Raw genomic sequence first — 16,988 nt, 5'->3', positions numbered from 1 at the left:
GGTTATAGCACTGGAAAAGGGCGTTTTCCCTGAAAGAAGCCTGGTGCTGCATGAAATTTCTTTCATCCAATTATCCGTTGCGTTTTTAAGGATTTATCCTACAAAGACCCGAGAATCGGCCTTCGTGGGCTTACGTGATGGTTCTTTAACATTCGCGCCGTGTTTAATTCACCGCGATGTTCATCATGTTCAAGTCATTTATTTGTTCAGTCATTGTCGGCCTGTCGTGTGTTATCTCGTCAGCCTCGGCCAATCTTCAACAGCCGCCGACTTTCGCTTCAAGCCATGCGGCGTCTTCGGTCGACGATGTGATCGACCGCGCCCATCAACTGCTCGGCACTCCCTACAAGTGGGGCGGTACGTCTGCCGAGCAGGGGTTTGATTGCAGCAGTTTCCTGGTCTATCTGTTCAAGACCGAAGCCAACATTCAGCTGCCGCGTACCACTGCGGCGATGCACCGTTCAACCGCTGCAACCATCAAGCGCACAGCGTTAAAACCGGGCGATGCCGTATTTTTCAAAGGCAACGGGCGAGGGCAGGTGAGTCACGTCGGGCTGTATATCGGCGAAGGCAAGTTCATCCATTCACCGCGTACCGGCAAGCATGTGCGTATCGATTCGTTGAGCAATAAGTACTGGAGCAAGAACTACACAACGGCCAAGCGTTTTCACAAGGCTGGCTGAGGGATTACTCGGTACTGCCCAGCCCTTGCCAGTGCTTGAGGCCGATAAAGATAAAGCGCAGTTGCTGGGTGATTTTCGCCTGGGGCGTGAGGTGGGCCGGCAGGGCATGGGCCGGTGGGTCGATGATATCGGGCAGGGTGGCAAACACGCTTTTGACGATCAGGTCGGCCATCACATGTAAACCTTCTGCATCCAGATGCTGCAATTTTGGCATCAACGTCAGGTCGGCGGCCAGGTCGCGGGTGATGTCCTCGCGCAGGGCGCCGATGGCTTGGCGCACGGCCAGGCAGCCGCCGTACTGTTCGCGGGCCAAAAACAGGAATTGCGAACGGTTGGCCGAAACTACGTCGAGAAAGATCCGCACAGAGGCATCGATAATGCCCCCCATCACGAATTCGTTGTGGCGCACCAGGCGGATCGTGGCACGGAAGGTCTGGCCGACTTCGCTGACCAATACCAGCCCAAGCTGGTCCATGTCGGCAAAATGGCGATAGAAACCAGTTGGCACTATACCCGCTGTCTTGGCCACTTCGCGCAGGCTCAGGCTGCCAAACCCACGGCCACACTCCATCAGATGGCGGGCTGCGTCCATCAAGGCAAGGCGTGTCTGTTGCTTCTGTTCGGCGCGGGGCAGCATGAGCGGATGGGCTTTTGTCGGCAAGTACAGCGACGCACTCTAGCAAAAGCGCTTTGCCGGCGTCGAACTTGGCGGGGGCGAGGCGTGACGCGGTCTATATAAAAGCAAAAGCCCGATCGGCTGATCGGGCTTTTTTCTGGGCCACCACGGGCTTAGCTCTGTGCTTGATGCAGTTCTTGCAGACGGTCGGCACCACCTTCAGCAACGCCTTCGGTGTAGGCGCGTTTGTTGGCTTGTTCAGCACCGCCTTCTACCAGACCTTTCTCTTGCAAGCGATTGTAGCCATTTTCAGCTACAGCACCTTTGGCGTAGTCACGGTTTTCGTCTTCTTGCGAACCGCTGCGCGCCACGGTTTGGCTAGTCTGCATGGCTTGAGCTTTGTTCTGTGGGGTGGCCTGTTCGGCGGCTGGCAGGGCGAAAGCGCTGGAAGCCAGGACAGATAACAGGACGGTAGCGAGTAATTGGCGTTTCATGATGGTTGCTCCTTGGGAGGGCGATAAAGTGGGTACAGGGCTAATGCTACTCTTGATAAGTCGATATAAAAGTTCATAAACACAATGGTAATAATCAACAGAATTGATTGTTCTCGCCGGAGGCTCTAGATCGAGCCTCTCAAGCCCGCGGCTTTGCACCGATGTGGGTATTTTCGACACGAACCTGGGTAACAATGGTGCGTCTTCGATGGGGGAAATTGTCTGGTTGATCAGGAAAATTGCTTTTTTCGGCTAAATCCGCCGTTGCGTTAAACCCCCAGGCACTTTGCCAGTCGTAGTCCTATAAGCTGTTTAAAAGGCTGTTGCCCAGCCAGTCGTATTCAGGAGTCCTGTGCAATGACGCGCACTCGTAAAATTCTCGCTTGGAGCTGCGCCAGCTTCGTTCTGTTAATGGCCATCGTGGTACTGGTGTTGGTGTTCTTCGACTGGAACCGCATCAAGCCGCCCCTCAATGCCAAGGTCTCCGAGGAACTGCATCGCCCGTTCGCCATCAACGGCAACCTCGCGGTGGTGTGGCAGCGCGAGCCCGATGAGGGCGGCTGGCGTGCCTGGGTGCCGTGGCCCCATGTGATCGCCGAAGACCTGACCCTGGGCAACCCGGATTGGTCGAAACAACCGCAGATGGTCACGCTCAAGAAGGTCGAGCTGCGTATTTCACCCCTGGCTTTGCTGGTGCAGCGCGTGGTGATCCCGCGCATTGACCTCACCGAACCCAGTGCCCAGTTGCAGCGCCTGGCCGACGGCCGCGCCAACTGGACGTTCAAGTTCGATCCCAAGGACCCCGACGCCGAGCCCTCCAACTGGGTGGTGGATATCGGCGCCATCGGCTTTGACAAGGGCCATGTGACCCTCGACGATCAAACCCTCAAGACTCAGTTGGATGTGATCATCGACCCCTTGGGCAAACCCATCCCGTTTGGTGAAATTGTCGGGGACGCCGATGCCAAGAAGGCGCTGGAAAAAGGCTCGGCGCCTCAGGACTACGCGTTCGGCCTCAAGGTCAAAGGCCAATATCACGGCCAGAAGCTCGCCGGCACCGGCAAGATCGGCGGTCTGCTGGCCTTGCAGGACGCGGCCAAGCCGTTCCCGCTGCAAGCCCAGGTGAAAGTCGCCGACACCAGCATCGCCCTGGCCGGCACCTTGACCGACCCGCTTAACCTCGGTGCCCTGGACCTGCGCCTGAAACTCTCGGGCAGCAGCCTGGGTAACCTTTACCCGTTGACTGGTGTGACCTTGCCGGATTCGCCGGCCTATTCAACCGACGGCCATTTGATCGCCAAGCTGCATGAAACCAGCGGCGCCTCATTCCGCTACGAGAACTTCAACGGCAAGATCGGCAACAGCGACATCCATGGCGACCTGGCCTATGTCGCCAGCCAGCCACGGCCCAAGCTCAGCGGCGCGCTGGTGTCCAACCAACTGCTGATGGATGACCTGGCGCCTCTGATTGGCGCGGATTCCAACGCCGAGCAAAAAGCTCGTGGCGGTGAAAGCAAACAACCGGCGACCAAAGTGCTGCCGGTTGAAGAGTTCCGCACCGAACGCTGGCGCGAGATGGATGCCGACGTGGAATTCACCGGCAAGCGCATCGTGCACAGTGCCGACTTGCCCTTCACCGATCTGTATACGCACCTGGTGCTCAACGACGGCCAACTTAGTCTCGAACCCCTGCGCTTCGGCGTGGCCGGCGGCAAGCTCGATGCGCAGATTCGCTTGAATGGCCGCATTACGCCGATGGAAGGCAGCGCCAAGCTGACGGCACGCAACTTCAAGCTCAAGCAACTGTTCCCGACCTTTGAGCCGATGAAAACCAGCTTCGGCGAACTCAACGGCGATGCCGATATTTCCGGGCGCGGCAACTCGGTGGCGGCACTGCTGGGAACCTCCAACGGCGACCTGAAGATGCTGATCAACGATGGCGCCATCAGCCGCAGCCTGATGGAAATCGCCGGGCTCAACGTGGGCAACTACGTCGTGGGGCGCCTGTTCGGCGACGAGGAAGTGAAGATCAACTGCGCAGCGGCGGACTTCGGCATCAAGACGGGCCTGGCGACCACGCGGTTGTTTGTGTTCGATACCGAGAACGCCATCATCTACATCGACGGCACCGCGAACATGGCCACGGAGCAGTTGGACCTGACCATCACGCCGGAGTCCAAGGGCTTTCGCTTGTTTTCGCTGCGCTCGCCGCTGTACGTCAATGGGCCGTTTATCAAGCCCAATGCTGGCGTGAAAGCCATTCCGCTGGCGCTACGTGGCGCAGGTATGGTTGCCCTGGGCGTCATCGCCGGGCCGGCCGCCGGCTTGCTCGCGTTGGTCGCTCCAAGTGGCGGAGAGCCCAATGAGTGCGCACCGTTGCTGCAGCAGATGAAGGAAGGCAAGGCACCCAAGACGGTGAAAGGTTAACTGCCACTGGGGATAAGCGTTTCCCCGGGCGCGCAGGGAATACCGATCTGGAGGGACGGATCGCCTTTATAGGGGGTGCCGTCCGGATAGATCGAGTAGAACACTTCATGCAAGTACTGCTTACCGTCCAGGGTAAAACAGCGGAAAGATGCATGGGTCGGGAATGCATTTTTGAGTTGATCGAACTTCACGCTACGACCTATCCAGGTATTAAACATTGGCTCGAGGTACATCACTGCTTTTCGCAGTCTGACAATGTCATTGAAATAGTCCGTCTCAGTTTGATTGGAGCAGGTCCCGTGTTTCTTCCACTCGTATCTGAACATTTCTTGCGGGGAGGCGGTTACTAGCCCGGCAATTGCGCGGGTGTCGGAAATTTGGTTGAGTTTGTCCTCGCTGATATCGCACTCTGTGGATGATTTACAGCTGGGCGCGGTATTGCAATTGGCCGGATGACGATTGGTTTTTTGCCCGATGCTGTTGTTATAGGGCCAGATGCCATGGGTCAGAAACTTTTGCGGCGGTTTATCGCAGCCCGACGTTTTCGGCTTGAGCTTGCAGAAACTGGGCTGCCAGGTCACCGCGTAGACTAAATATTGGTAACCCTTGCTGCTGGGGGTTATCTCCTCGTTCGCATCCAGGCCCAAGGCGCCATGACTGATCAGCAGCGTGGCCATCGCCGTTGCAAAGAGGTAAGTGTTTTTCATGGGCGGTTACTCCCTTTTCATTCGGCTGACAGTGTTGTCAGCGAACGTTGGAAGTATTAATTAGCGCTGGTGCGCTGGAAAATCTACTGTCAAACCTGACAGGTCGGTGGTGGGCATATAGACAGAATAAAACCCCAGGTGGAAGCGCTCGGCTTGCACCTGGGGTTTGAACTGCGACCTGTCAGAGGTCCTGCAGAATATCCGCCATATCATCGGCGTGCTCTTCTTCCTGGGCCAGGATGTCTTCGAAGATGCGACGGGTAGTCGGGTCTTTATCGCCGATGTACTGGATGATTTCACGGTAGCTGTCCACCGCGATGCGCTCGGCTACCAGGTCTTCGTAGACCATCTCTTTGAGCGAGTTGCCTGCCACATATTGAGCGTGGGAGTTCTTCGACAGCAGGTCGGGGTTGAACTCCGGCTCGCCGCCCAGTTGCACGATACGCTCGGCCAGTTTGTCGGCGTGCTCGGCTTCCTGGGTGGCGTGTTCAAGGAACTCATCGGCAGCCACGCTGGCTTTCAGGCCGTTGGCCATGAAGTAGTGACGCTTGTAGCGCAACACGCAAACCAGCTCAGTGGCCAGCGACTCGTTGAGCAGGCGGATGATTTCCTGACGGTCGGCGTCGTAGCCTTCGGTCACGGCACCGTTTTCGACATTCTGGCGGGCGCGGCTGCGCAGGGTCGCAATGTCAGTCAAGTGTGCTTCAGTCATTTCAATCTCCTGGGGCTAATCCGGTTGTACGCCACGCTCTGCCGGCGTGATCGCTATAGGTTGTGAGTCCCGGGCCAGGCGAAAAGTTTTATCGGATTTAACAGGATGTGTCATGAGCACGTCTGACCGGTGTGGTCCAGCGCTCCGACAGGATCACTCCACCCAGGGTCAGCAAGCCACCCACCAGGTGATACAGCGCCAACTCTTCCTTCAACACCACTGCTGCGATCAGTGCGGTAATCAACGGCAGCAGGTTGAAAAACAGCGTGGTACGGCTTGGCCCCAGGGTCTTCACCGAGTGCATCCACGCCAGCGGCGCCAGCATTGAAGCCAGCAGGCAGGCGTACAGCACCAGCGGAATATTCGTCCAGCCCAAACCGGCCTTGGCCGAGAACAGGTACAGCGGCAGCAGCACCACCACCGCCACCAGCACCTGCAAATACAGCAGCACCAACGGTGGCAGGCGCAGTTGCCATTTTTTCAGCAGGGTGCTGTAGACCGCATAAGCCAGCGTCGCCACCAGCATCATGCCGTCACCCAGGTTGACCCCGTGTTGCAACAGCGCGCCCAGGCTGCCGGACGATACCACCACCACGACACCGGCGAACGACAGCACCGCGCCGGTCAGCGCGCCGAAGGTCAGGCGTTGCCCCAGGCTGATAATCGCGGCGGTCAACGCCATCAGCGGCATCAGCGAGAGAATGATGCCCATGTTAGTGGCGCTGGTCAGCGTGGCGGCGTAATAGGCCAGGCTTTGATACACCGCCATGCCCAGCACGCCGAGGATGAAGATCTTGCCCAGGTTGGGGCGGATAAGCGCCCAGTTGGCAACGACCGGCTTGAGCATGAACGGGGTGAACAGCAGTGCTGCGAACAGCCAGCGGTAAAAGCCGATTTCAGCCGGGAAAATCGAGCCCACGGCCAATTTGTTGACCACGGTGTTGCCAGCCCAGATAAAAATGGCCAGCAGCGGATACGCGTATTGCATTGAAAGAAACCCACTGTGTTGACGAGGCGCGATTATCCTCTGTCTGGATCGAAGCCTATACTGCGATCCAGACAACCGACCTCTGAATCCAGACAACATGCCCCGACATACCGTACGCCTGGCGGATTTCCCCAGCCTGCCGAGCCCTGTGTACTTTCGCTATTCCGATTTCGCACCCGATACCGAGTGCACCCCGCACCGGCACAGCTGGGGGGCGTTGGACTATTCAGCCAACGGCGTGATGCGCATGGAGGTGGCTGGAAGCCGTTTTATGTCGCCGCCGCAGTACGCGGTGTGGATTCCGCCCAATACCGAACACAGCTCCTACAACGCCCAGGCGATTGTCTATCGTTCGGTGGGCTTGGCGCCGACGCTCTGCGAGCAGCTGCCGCAAGCGCCGTGCACGCTGACGATCAGCGATATTCTCAAGGCCATCCTCAGCGATTTCGCCCAGCGCGACGTGAATATCCCGCAATCGGACGCGGATATCCGCCTGGCCCAGGTGCTGGTGGACCAACTCAAGCAGGCGCCGATCCATGATGGCTTCCTGCCCTACGCCCGCCACCCCGGGCTGCTGGGGGTGCTGGAAGGTATGCAGGCGCAGCCCGCCGACAATCGCCCGCTCGGGCAATGGGCTGAGCAGGTACATGTGAGCGAACGCACCCTGGCGCGTCAGTTTGTGCGCGAGCTGGGTATGAGTTTTGGTGAATGGCGCCAGCGCCTGCGCTACCTGGCGGCCATCGAAGCCCTGGACAGTGATCGCAGCGTGCAGCACGTGGCGTTTGATTTGGGCTACAGCACCGCCTCGGCATTTATCGCCATGTTCCAACGCCATGCTGGTTGCACCCCGGAGCACTACCGACGGACGAATATTCGTGGCCGGTGAAGTTGTAACAGCTTTTGACTACACTGCGCTGTAGGCCGTGCCCGTCGGCACGGTAACAGGGAGAAAACTCCATGAAGATGCTGCGTATTCCGTTGTTGATGATGGGCCTGCTGCTGTGTTCACAAGGTTTTGCCGCCACTGCCCAGCAGAACAAAATGACCACCTGTAATGCCGAAGCCACCACCAAGACCCTCAAGGGCGATGACCGCAAGGCCTTCATGAAGACCTGCCTGTCGGCGCCTGCCGCCAACGATGCCAAGACCCTGACGCCGCAGCAGCAGAAGATGAAGGACTGCAATGCGTCGGCTAAAACCAAAGCGTTGACCGGCGATGCGCGTAAAACATTCATGAGCACCTGCCTCAAAGGTTAATCACGATTTCGCAGGCGCTGCAGATCAAATGTGGGAGGGGGCTTGCTCCCGATAGCGCCGTGTCAGTCAATCGATTCATTGGCTGATCCTCCGTAATCGGGAGCAAGCCCCCTCCCACACTTGATCGCATTCACAGTCGTCCCCCCTCGCTTGATGCCTGCAACGCTGGCAGACTGCCCATCCTTTAACGCCGTTCGTTTTGAGGCTGTATGCCAACGTTTTCTCAGCGTCATGTGTTGTTGCTGGCCAGCTACATCATCATTTTCGGCGGGTTGCTGCTGGTGCTGCCGCTGAAGTTGCTGCCCAGCCTGCTGGCCGGCCTGTTGGTCTATGAACTGGTCAACATGCTCACCCCCCAACTGCAACGACTGATCGAAGGCCGGCGCGCCCGTTGGCTGGCGGTGGCCTTGCTCGGCACCCTGATCGTCAGCGTACTCACCTTGATCTTCGCCGGCGCCATCAGCTTCCTGCTCCACGAAGCTGAAAACCCCGGGGCTTCCCTGGATAAATTCATGGGCGTGGTCGACCGCGCACGCGGCCAGTTACCGCCGTTCATCGACGCCTACCTGCCCGCCAGCGCCGCCGAGTTTCGCGTGGCCATCGGCGACTGGATGAGCAAGCACTTGAGCGAACTGCAACTGGTCGGCAAAGACGCCGCCCATATGTTCGTCACCTTGCTGATCGGCATGGTGCTCGGCGCCATCATCGCCCTGCAACGGGTGCCCGACCTGACCAAACGCAAACCCCTGGCCGCCGCGCTGTTCGACCGTTTGCGCCTGCTGGTCCAGGCGTTTCGCAACATCGTCTTCGCCCAGATCAAAATCGCCGCGCTCAACACGGCTTTCACCGCCGTGTTTCTCGCCGTGGTGCTGCCGCTGTGCGGCATCCACCTGCCGCTGACCAAAACCCTGATCGTGCTGACCTTCCTGCTCGGCTTGCTGCCGGTGATCGGCAACCTGATGTCCAACACCCTGATCACCATCGTCGCGCTGTCGCTGTCGATCTGGGTGGCGGTAGCGGCGCTGGGGTATTTGATCGTGATCCACAAGGTCGAGTACTTCCTCAACGCGCGCATCGTCGGCGGGCAGATCAGTGCCAAGTCGTGGGAGTTACTGCTGGCGATGCTGGTGTTTGAAGCCGCGTTCGGTTTGCCGGGGGTGGTGGCAGGGCCGATTTATTATGCGTATCTGAAGAGTGAGCTGAAGTTGGGTGGGATGGTTTAGGCGCAGATGCGAGTTACAAGCTGCAAGCGGCAAGTGGAAGCAGATTGGCTTTTACTTGCCGCTTGCAGCTGAAAACTTACCGCTTAAGACCCATAACGCTTGCTGGCTTCAATCGCCAACCCGCTGCCGATACTGCCAAAGATATTGCCTTCCACATGCCGCGCATTCGGCAGCATCGCCGAGATACTGTGGCGCAACGCGGGGATGCCGCTGGAACCACCGGTGAAGAACACCGTGTCCACCTGGGCCACGCTCACCGAGGCGTCATTGAGCAGTTGCGTGACACTGCCGCGCACGCGTTCGAGCAGGTTGTCGATGGAGGACTCGAACAGCGCCCGGCTCAGGTCCACGCTCAGGCCGGCTTCGATACGGTCCAATGGCACATGGCGGCTGTCTGCCTGGGTCAGCTGGATCTTGGTTTCTTCCACTTCCATCGCCAGCCAGTGCCCGGCGCGCTGTTCGATCAGCTTGAACAGGCGGTCGATGCCGCCGGTGTCTTCGATGTCGTAGCGCATGCTGCCCAGGGCCAGCTGGGACTTTTGCGAGTACACCGAGTTGATGGTGTGCCAGGTCGCCAGGTTCATGTGATGGCTGGTAGGCATGTAGGCGCCGCTCTTCATGCGGCTGCCGTAGCCGAACAGCGGCATCATGCCGGCCAGGGACAGCTGCTTGTCGAAGTCGGTACCGCCGATGTGCACGCCACCGGTGGCGAGGATGTCGCTCTGGCGGTTGTCGTTGTGACGGCGGTCCGGCGACAGGCGCACCAGGGAGAAGTCGGAGGTACCACCGCCGATGTCGACGATCAGCACCAGCTCCTCTTTTTCAATGGTGGACTCGTAGTCGAACGCCGCCGCAATCGGTTCGTACTGGAACGAGATGTCCTTGAAGCCGATCTTGCGCGCCACGTCCACCAGGGTGTTCTCGGCTTCCTGGTCGGCCATCGGGTCGTCATCGACGAAGAATACCGGGCGGCCCAATACCACTTCTTCGAACTCACGCCCCGCGTTGGCTTCGGCGCGGCTCTTGAGTTGGCCGATAAACAGCGCCAGCAGGTCGGTAAAAGGCATTGCAGTGCCAAGCACGCTGGTGTCGTGCTTGATCAGCTTGGAACCCAGCAGGCTCTTGAGCGAGCGCATCAAGCGGCCTTCGTAGTTCTCCAGGTATTCGTGCAGCGCCAAGCGACCGTACACCGGGCGGCGCTCCTCAAAGTTGAAGAAGACCACCGACGGCAGGGTGATTTTGTCGTCCTCCAGCGCGATCAGCGTTTCCATGCCGGGGCGGATCCAGCCGACGGTGGAGTTAGACGTGCCGAAGTCAATGCCGCAGGCACGGGCTGGGGATGGGTTTTTCATGTCTATCGGGTTCCGGTTTAAAAACGGCCGCGCAGTGTATGCCAGTCGCAAGCGCTTGCGTAGGCCAACCATCCGTTAAATCGTGCTTGAAAGTACGGGATTTGCCCCCACATCTGTTGCATACGGCTGATGCCGATAACACTTTGACGTACCCCCAGGCCGCAACCCTCACCAGGTGCAAACCAGCGCACGTTGCGCCCCGGGCAGTGCGATCTCGATAAAGGATGGTGAACCGTCGATGGATTTCAAAGATTACTACAAGATTCTGGGTGTCGAGCCGACGGCCGATGACAAGGAAATCAAGGCTGCCTATCGCAAGCTCGCGCGCAAATATCACCCCGATGTGAGCAAGGAAAAAGACGCCGAAGAGAAATTCAAGGACGCGTCCGAAGCCTATGAAGCGCTTAAAAGCGCCGACAAGCGAGCCGAGTACGACGAATTGCGCAAATACGGCCAGCATGGCCAGCCGTTCCAGGGCCCGCCGGGCTGGCAGAGCCGTGGCGGCTTTGGCGGAGGCCAGGACGCGGGCGATTTCTCGGACTTTTTCAGCTCGATCTTTGGCTCGCGCGGCGATGCTTTTGGTGGTGGCCAACGTCGTCCTACCGGGCGCAAGGGCCAGGATGTGGAGATGCAGCTGTCGGTCTCCCTTGAGGAAACCCTGTCGGCCGAGTCCAAGCAGATCAGCTTTCAGGTGCCGCAATACGACGCCTCTGGCCGGCATGTCAGCAATAGCGTCAAGAGCCTGAATGTGAAGATCCCCGCCGGTGTAGCCGACGGCGAGCGCATCCGTCTCAAGGCCCAGGGCGCGCCAGGCATTGGCGGTGGCGCCAATGGCGACCTGTACCTGATCATCAAGTTTGCGCCGCACCCCAAGTTCGAGGTCGATGGCGAGAACCTGGTCATCAACCTGCCGCTGGCCCCGTGGGAGTTGGCCTTGGGTGCGGAAGTGGCAGTGCCGACCCTGACCGGCAAGATCAACCTCAAGGTGCCTGCCGGCAGCCAGAATGGCCAGCGTATGCGCGCCAAGGGCCATGGCTTGCTGAACAAGGCCGGGCAACGTGGCTACCTGTTCATCCAGTTGAAGGCGGTCATGCCCCCTGCGGGCAATGAGGATGTGAAAGCGTTGTGGCAGGAGCTGGCGCAAAAAGCCGCTTTTAACCCACGCGAGCAGTTCTAAGGTCCTGTGGCGAGAGAGCAAGCTCCCTCGCCACATGAGTTTGAGCTAGAACAGGAAATATCGCTGCGCCATCGGCAGGACTTCAGCCGGTTCACACCACAGCAGTACGCCATCGGCCTTGACCTGATAGGTCTGCGGATCAACCTCGATATCCGGCAGGTAATCGTTGTGGATCAGGTCGCTTTTCTGCACATCGCGGCAGCCCTTGACCACTGCAATCTGCTTCTTCAATCCCAGGGCCTCGGGCAGGCCGGCGTCCTGTGCCGCCTGGCTGATAAACGTCAGACTGGTGGCGTGCAGTGAGCTGCCGAAGCTGGCGAACATCGGGCGGTAATGCACCGGTTGCGGTGTGGGAATCGAGGCGTTGGCATCGCCCATCAGGCTCGACGCAATCGCGCCGCCCTTGAGGATCAGGGTCGGCTTGATACCGAAAAACGCCGGGCGCCACAACACCAGGTCCGCCCATTTGCCGACTTCGACGGAACCGACGATATGGCTCACGCCGTGGGTGATCGCCGGGTTGATGGTGTACTTGGCGATGTAGCGCTTGGCGCGGAAGTTGTCGTTGCCGGGGCCGTCACCTGGCAGTGGGCCGCGCTGTTTTTTCATCTTGTCGGCGGTCTGCCAGGTGCGCGTGATCACCTCGCCGACACGGCCCATGGCCTGGCTGTCTGAACTGATCATCGAGAACGCGCCGAGGTCATGCAGGATGTCTTCGGCGGCGATGGTCTCGCGGCGGATGCGGCTCTCGGCGAAGGCCACGTCTTCGGCGATGCTCGGGTCCAGGTGATGACACACCATCAGCATGTCCAAGTGCTCGTCGATGGTGTTGCGGGTGAATGGCCGCGTCGGGTTGGTAGAACTGGGCAGCACGTTCGGGTAACCGCACGCCTTGATGATGTCAGGTGCGTGGCCGCCACCGGCACCTTCAGTGTGGTAAGTGTGAATGGTGCGGCCCTTGAGCGCGGCGAGGGTGGTTTCGACGAAGCCCGACTCGTTGAGCGTGTCACTGTGGATCGCCACCTGCACATCGTACTGGTCGGCGACGCTCAGGCAGTTATCAATGCTGGCGGGCGTGGTGCCCCAGTCTTCATGCAGCTTCAAACCAATGGCACCGGCCTTGACCTGCTCGATCAACGGCTCGGGCAAACTGGCGTTGCCCTTGCCGGTGAACCCGATGTTCATCGGGAACGAATCACTGGCCTGCAGCATCCGTGCAAGGTGCCACGGACCCGACGTGCAGGTGGTGGCGTTGGTACCGGTGGCCGGCCCGGTGCCGCCACCGATCATGGTGGTGACGCCGCTGGTCAGTGCTTCTTCGATCTGCTGCGGGCAGATGAAGTGCACATGGGAGTCGATGCCGCCGGCGGTGAGGATCATGCCTTCACCGGCGATCACTTCGGTGCTGGCGCCAATGGCCATGGTCACGCCGGGCTGGATATCCGGGTTGCCGGCCTTGCCGATGGCATGGATGCGACCGTTCTTCAAGCCAACGTCAGCCTTGACGATGCCCCAGTGGTCAATGATCAGCGCATTGGTGATCAGGGTGTCCACTACCTCATGGGCGAGCAACTGGCTCTGGCCCTGGCCGTCACGGATCACCTTGCCGCCGCCGAATTTGACTTCTTCGCCATAGACGGTGAAGTCCTGTTCGACTTCGACAAACAGCTCGGTGTCGGCCAGGCGGACTTTGTCGCCGACGGTTGGGCCATACATGTCGGCGTAGGCTTGGCGGCTGATTTTCATGTGGTTGCCCTGATTAATTGTGTTGAATGTGAGATCGCTATCGCGGGCAAGCCCGCTCCCACATTTTGATTTGTGAGCACTGTCAAAAGGTGGGAGCCGGCTTGCCTGCGATGAGGCCCTAGAGGTCGCCCATAATTCGACCGGCAAACCCGAACACCCGGCGCCCGCCGCTCAAATCGACTAACTCCACCTCCCGACGCTGCCCCGGCTCAAACCGAACCGCCGTGCCTGCCGGAATATTCAGGCGCATACCGCGGCTCGCTGAACGGTCAAATTCCAGCGCGTCATTGGTCTCGAAAAAATGGTAATGCGAGCCCACTTGGATCGGCCGGTCGCCGCTATTGGCCACGCTCAAGGTGACGGTGCGGCGGCCGACATTCAGTTCGATCTCGCCAGGCTGGATCTGATATTCACCAGGAATCATGCCGGTTGCCCCAGGGTCTTGTAGTAGATGGCGGTCGGGCTGTAGCGCCCGTCCGGGCTTTGGCAGTAATCGGGCAGCTCACCGATCTTGATGTAGCGCAGCGACTGATAGAAGGCTTCGGCGCCGGAGCCGGCCTCGGTGTCCAGATACAGCAGGCCGCGCTTGTGCTGGCGTGCGGCGAGCTCCAGGCTGTGCATCAATTGCTGGCCCAGGCCATGGCGGCGGGCGCTGCTGTGCACCAGCAACTTTTGCACTTCGGCGCGGTTGAGGCCATTGGCCTTTTGGCACAGCGCCAGTTGTACACTGGCGACTACCCGTTCTTCACGTACCACCACCCACAACAGCAGGCTGGCGTCTTCGATACCGGCTTGCACGCCGGCCAGATACTCGCGGGCCTGGGCCTCATCGAAGTCGGCCATAAAGCCCACCGACGCGCCATGCTGCACCGCGTCCAGCAACAACTCGATCAAGCCCAGGCGGTAATGGGCAAAACTTTCAGCATTGACTCGACGCAGTTGTGTAGCGTTCATCGATCTCACTCCTTGGGCGGTTCGGCGCCCGGGTTCAAGGTCAGTTGCATAAAGGTCAGGTCCAGCCAGCGGCCGAACTTGATGCCCACTTGCGGCATATGCCCGGTGGTGATGAAACCCAGGCGTTCATGCAGGTGGACCGAGGCCAGGTTGCCGCTTTCGATGGCGGCGACCATGACGTGCTTGCCGCAGCTGCGCGCGCGCTCGATCAGGGCCTGCATCAGGAGTGAACCGAGGCCTTTGCCGCGCTGGTCATTGCGCACGTACACCGAGTGTTCGACGCTGTAGCGGAAGCCTTCGAAAGGTCGCCAGTCGCCGAATGAGGCGTAGCCGGTGACTTCGTCGTTTTCCACCGCGACCAGGATCGGGTACTGCTGCGCCTGGCGTGCGCTGAACCAGGCTTGGCGGTTGGCCAGGTCCACCGGTTGTTCGTTCCAGATCGCCGTGGTGTTGAGCACCGCGTCGTTGTAGATGTCGCGGATCGCCGGCAGGTCTTGCTCGGTAGCATCACGAATCATGGCCGGGCCTCACGCGATTGGCTGGTGGACAGTCACCAGCTTGGTGCCATCGGGGAAGGTGGCTTCCACCTGGATATCCGGGATCATTTCCGGGATGCCTTCCATCACTTGCTCGCGGCTGAGCAAGGTGGTGCCGAAGTGCATCAACTCGGCCACGGTGCGGCCATCGCGAGCGCCTTCCATCAGCGCGGCCGAGATATAGGCGATGGTTTCCGGGTAGTTGAGCTTCACGCCGCGCGCCAAGCGGCGCTCGGCCACCAGGCCGGCGGTGAAGATCAGCAGTTTGTCTTTTTCCCGTGGGGTCAAATCCATGGTTCAAGGTCCTTCAAACAGCATTCATAAAAACACCGCAGATCCCCTGTGGAAACAGGCCGGTGTGGGAGCTGGCTTGCCTGCGATAGCGGTGTATCAGGCACACCGCCATCGCAGGCAAGCCAGCTCCCACATAAACTCAGTTTCACTTGTTGATCTTCATGTGCTCCAGATTCGTGGTGCGACGGCTTCTCGCCCCAGCACTGCCGGGCGCAACAGCCGCCATAAATCAATCAACCACCCCCGCGCCAACAGCGCTTCCTCGGCCAGACAACGCGCCACCAGCAACCCAGGCAGTTGGGTCAAATCTCCGCGCACCGCGTGGGGCAGCGAGCGGCAACGCTCAAGCAATTCAGGATCGACCTCACCCGTCACCAGCAACGTGGCAAACACCGGCTGCCCATCCAGCCCGATGGGCGAATCCAGCAACCCATCGGCGCCCACAATGCGCTGGCGCTCATGCCAGAGCAACTGGCCGTCGCGGCGAATATCCAGGTGTGATTGAAAGTGGCCGAGGTCGAACCGCTCGCCGCTGGCCGGGCGCCCCAGGGCGACCACGTCCCAGTAGAACAACCGCGCATCGCCCGAGAGCTCGATGCGCGTAGTGAGTTCGGCCTGGGCGGCGCTGAACACGATGGTTTCCTGGGGCAGCCATTCCAGCGTCGCGCCGGCCTCGACGGTCAACTCAAGTTGCTGAAATGCCGGGCCGCTGGCGCGGTACCACTTGGCGGCGCCGGGGCTGGTCAACTGCGCCCATGCACCGGCGCTGACGTGGGCGCTGATGTCCAGGCGATCGCCGCCGGCAATTCCGCCGGGCGGGTGCACGATGATGTGCTGGCACACCTGGGGGCCTTCGGCGTACAGGTGCTTTTGCACGCGCAGCGGGCCCAGGTGGCGGCGCAATACCGGGCGCGTGGTGTCGCCGAAACGCGCGTAGCCGAGTTCCAGCGCGGCGTGCCAGCTGGGGGTGAACAGGGCAGGGGAAACGGGCAGGTTCATGGTTTTTGGCTTAATGTCGTGACGCCACAGATTAGATGGTTACGAGGCCGCGTACACCTTCGCTCTCCATATTTTCACCGCGGCCCTGCTGCACGATTTCACCGCGTGACATCACCAGGTAGTGGTCGGCCAGTTCGGCAGCGAAGTCGTAGAACTGCTCCACCAGCAGGATCGCCATGTCGCCACGCTCGGCAAGCTTCTTGATCACCGCACCGATCTCCTTGATCACCGACGGCTGGATACCTTCGGTGGGCTCATCGAGGATCAGCAGGCGCGGGCGGCTGGCCAGGGCGCGGCCAATCGCCAACTGTTGCTGCTGGCCCCCGGACAAATCGCCGCCGCGTCGATGCTTCATCTGCAGCAACACCGGAAACAGCTCGTAGATGAACGCGGGCACTTCCCTGGCTTCGGAACCGGGGAAGCGCGACAGCCCCATCAGCAGATTTTCTTCCACCGTCAGCCGGCCAAAAATCTCCCGGCCCTGAGGCACATAAGCGATCCCGGCATGGACACGCTGGTGCGGCTTGAAGCCGGTGATGGCCTTGCCTTCCCAATTCACCGCGCCCTCCTTGGCCGGCAGCAAGCCCATCAGGCACTTGAGCAGGGTGGTCTTGCCCACGCCGTTGCGGCCGAGCAGGCAGGTGACTTCGCCGATTTTCACGTCGAAGGACAGCCCGCGCAGGATGTGGCTACCGCCGTAGTACTGGTGCAGTTTGTCGACTTGCAGCATTCTCAATACCTCTTCAATCCCCCTGCGGGAACCGGATCAAATGTGGGAGCTGGCTTGCCTGCGATGCAGGCGACTCGGTGTTTGTGTGACACT

At 59.9% G+C, this 16,988-nt stretch carries 19 protein-coding genes; 6 read left to right on the top strand and 13 right to left on the bottom strand.

All coding sequences use genetic code 11. From position 1 onward, the window contains the following. The first annotated feature begins 185 nt into the window (after window positions 1-185). Complete coding sequence (locus tag TK42_RS06875; RefSeq protein WP_005784298.1) at window positions 186-683, top strand: C40 family peptidase; 498 nt, start codon at window positions 186-188, stop codon at window positions 681-683. Between the two features lie 4 nt (window positions 684-687). On the opposite strand, the gene TK42_RS06870 is transcribed toward TK42_RS06875, so the two are convergent. Both TK42_RS06870 and TK42_RS06865 read right to left on the bottom strand, forming a co-directional pair. Continuing rightward, window positions 688-1,320, bottom strand: a complete 633-nt coding sequence (locus TK42_RS06870; protein ID WP_005784300.1) for a TetR family transcriptional regulator — start codon at window positions 1,318-1,320, stop codon at window positions 688-690. Between the two features lie 152 nt (window positions 1,321-1,472). Then, complete coding sequence (locus tag TK42_RS06865) at window positions 1,473-1,793, bottom strand: hypothetical protein (protein WP_005784302.1); 321 nt, start codon at window positions 1,791-1,793, stop codon at window positions 1,473-1,475. Between the two features lie 357 nt (window positions 1,794-2,150). Here TK42_RS06865 and TK42_RS06860 point away from each other — a divergent pair, with 357 nt between their 5' ends. After that, the gene (locus TK42_RS06860) at window positions 2,151-4,220 is read left to right on the top strand and encodes an AsmA family protein (protein WP_103733895.1); all 2,070 of its coding nucleotides are present in this window, start codon (window positions 2,151-2,153) and stop codon (window positions 4,218-4,220) included. On the opposite strand, the gene TK42_RS06855 is transcribed toward TK42_RS06860, so the two are convergent. The 3 genes from TK42_RS06855 to TK42_RS06845 form a co-directional block, all read right to left on the bottom strand. After that, the gene (locus TK42_RS06855; protein WP_050549358.1) at window positions 4,217-4,927 is read right to left on the bottom strand and encodes a hypothetical protein; all 711 of its coding nucleotides are present in this window, start codon (window positions 4,925-4,927) and stop codon (window positions 4,217-4,219) included. The genes TK42_RS06860 and TK42_RS06855 overlap by 4 nt on opposite strands. A gap of 181 nt (window positions 4,928-5,108) precedes the next feature. Next, window positions 5,109-5,639, bottom strand: coding sequence for a bacterioferritin (locus TK42_RS06850; RefSeq protein WP_005784304.1), 531 nt, complete (start codon window positions 5,637-5,639; stop codon window positions 5,109-5,111). Between the two features lie 97 nt (window positions 5,640-5,736). Continuing rightward, entirely contained in the window at window positions 5,737-6,627 is an 891-nt protein-coding gene (locus TK42_RS06845; protein WP_103733894.1) for a DMT family transporter, read from the bottom strand. Window positions 6,628-6,724: 97 nt separating this feature from the next. Here TK42_RS06845 and TK42_RS06840 point away from each other — a divergent pair, with 97 nt between their 5' ends. The 3 genes from TK42_RS06840 (at window position 6,725) to TK42_RS06830 (ending at window position 9,107) form a co-directional block, all read left to right on the top strand. Next, complete coding sequence (locus tag TK42_RS06840) at window positions 6,725-7,513, top strand: helix-turn-helix transcriptional regulator (protein ID WP_103733893.1); 789 nt, start codon at window positions 6,725-6,727, stop codon at window positions 7,511-7,513. Between the two features lie 71 nt (window positions 7,514-7,584). Further along, window positions 7,585-7,884 carry a PsiF family protein gene (locus tag TK42_RS06835; protein ID WP_005784310.1) on the top strand — a complete coding sequence of 100 codons (300 nt, stop codon included), beginning with the start codon at window positions 7,585-7,587 and terminating at the stop codon, window positions 7,882-7,884. 209 nt (window positions 7,885-8,093) lie between these two features. Further along, the gene (locus tag TK42_RS06830; protein WP_103733892.1) at window positions 8,094-9,107 is read left to right on the top strand and encodes an AI-2E family transporter; all 1,014 of its coding nucleotides are present in this window, start codon (window positions 8,094-8,096) and stop codon (window positions 9,105-9,107) included. An 83-nt stretch (window positions 9,108-9,190) separates the two neighbouring features. Here the strand turns inward: TK42_RS06830 and TK42_RS06825 are convergent, their stop codons facing one another. After that, the gene (locus TK42_RS06825) at window positions 9,191-10,459 is read right to left on the bottom strand and encodes an Hsp70 family protein (protein WP_078820160.1); all 1,269 of its coding nucleotides are present in this window, start codon (window positions 10,457-10,459) and stop codon (window positions 9,191-9,193) included. A 238-nt stretch (window positions 10,460-10,697) separates the two neighbouring features. On the opposite strand from TK42_RS06825, the gene TK42_RS06820 reads away from it, so the two are divergent. Beyond that, on the top strand, window positions 10,698-11,636 hold the full coding sequence (locus TK42_RS06820) for a DnaJ C-terminal domain-containing protein (RefSeq protein WP_032878155.1): 939 nt from the start codon (window positions 10,698-10,700) through the stop codon (window positions 11,634-11,636). Between the two features lie 45 nt (window positions 11,637-11,681). Here the strand turns inward: TK42_RS06820 and ureC are convergent, their stop codons facing one another. The 7 genes from ureC to urtE all read right to left on the bottom strand — a co-directional run bounded on the left by ureC (window position 11,682) and on the right by urtE (window position 16,895). Continuing rightward, window positions 11,682-13,382: an urease subunit alpha gene (ureC, locus tag TK42_RS06815; RefSeq protein WP_078820161.1), complete on the bottom strand. Its 1,701-nt coding sequence runs from the start codon at window positions 13,380-13,382 to the stop codon at window positions 11,682-11,684. 118 nt (window positions 13,383-13,500) lie between these two features. Continuing rightward, window positions 13,501-13,806, bottom strand: coding sequence for an urease subunit beta (locus TK42_RS06810; protein WP_032878152.1), 306 nt, complete (start codon window positions 13,804-13,806; stop codon window positions 13,501-13,503). After that, on the bottom strand, window positions 13,803-14,336 hold the full coding sequence (locus TK42_RS06805) for an N-acetyltransferase (protein WP_103733891.1): 534 nt from the start codon (window positions 14,334-14,336) through the stop codon (window positions 13,803-13,805). The genes TK42_RS06810 and TK42_RS06805 overlap by 4 nt, the downstream gene beginning before the upstream one ends. A gap of 5 nt (window positions 14,337-14,341) precedes the next feature. Beyond that, window positions 14,342-14,854 (bottom strand): GNAT family N-acetyltransferase, encoded by a 513-nt coding sequence (locus TK42_RS06800; protein WP_103733890.1) that lies wholly within the window; start codon window positions 14,852-14,854, stop codon window positions 14,342-14,344. Between the two features lie 9 nt (window positions 14,855-14,863). Then, window positions 14,864-15,166 carry an urease subunit gamma gene (ureA, locus tag TK42_RS06795; protein WP_032878149.1) on the bottom strand — a complete coding sequence of 101 codons (303 nt, stop codon included), beginning with the start codon at window positions 15,164-15,166 and terminating at the stop codon, window positions 14,864-14,866. A gap of 159 nt (window positions 15,167-15,325) precedes the next feature. Further along, window positions 15,326-16,165 carry an urease accessory protein UreD gene (locus tag TK42_RS06790; RefSeq protein WP_032878148.1) on the bottom strand — a complete coding sequence of 280 codons (840 nt, stop codon included), beginning with the start codon at window positions 16,163-16,165 and terminating at the stop codon, window positions 15,326-15,328. A 31-nt stretch (window positions 16,166-16,196) separates the two neighbouring features. Next, window positions 16,197-16,895 (bottom strand): urea ABC transporter ATP-binding subunit UrtE, encoded by a 699-nt coding sequence (gene urtE / locus TK42_RS06785; RefSeq protein WP_078820165.1) that lies wholly within the window; start codon window positions 16,893-16,895, stop codon window positions 16,197-16,199. Window positions 16,896-16,988: the final 93 nt, after the last annotated feature.

This window comes from Pseudomonas sp. GZJR-8 (assembly GCF_002916705.1).
Classification (GTDB): domain Bacteria; phylum Pseudomonadota; class Gammaproteobacteria; order Pseudomonadales; family Pseudomonadaceae; genus Aquipseudomonas; species Aquipseudomonas synxantha_A.
The sequence above is the reverse complement of the archived record's forward strand: the minus strand, read 5'-3'. Positions and strand labels throughout refer to the sequence as shown.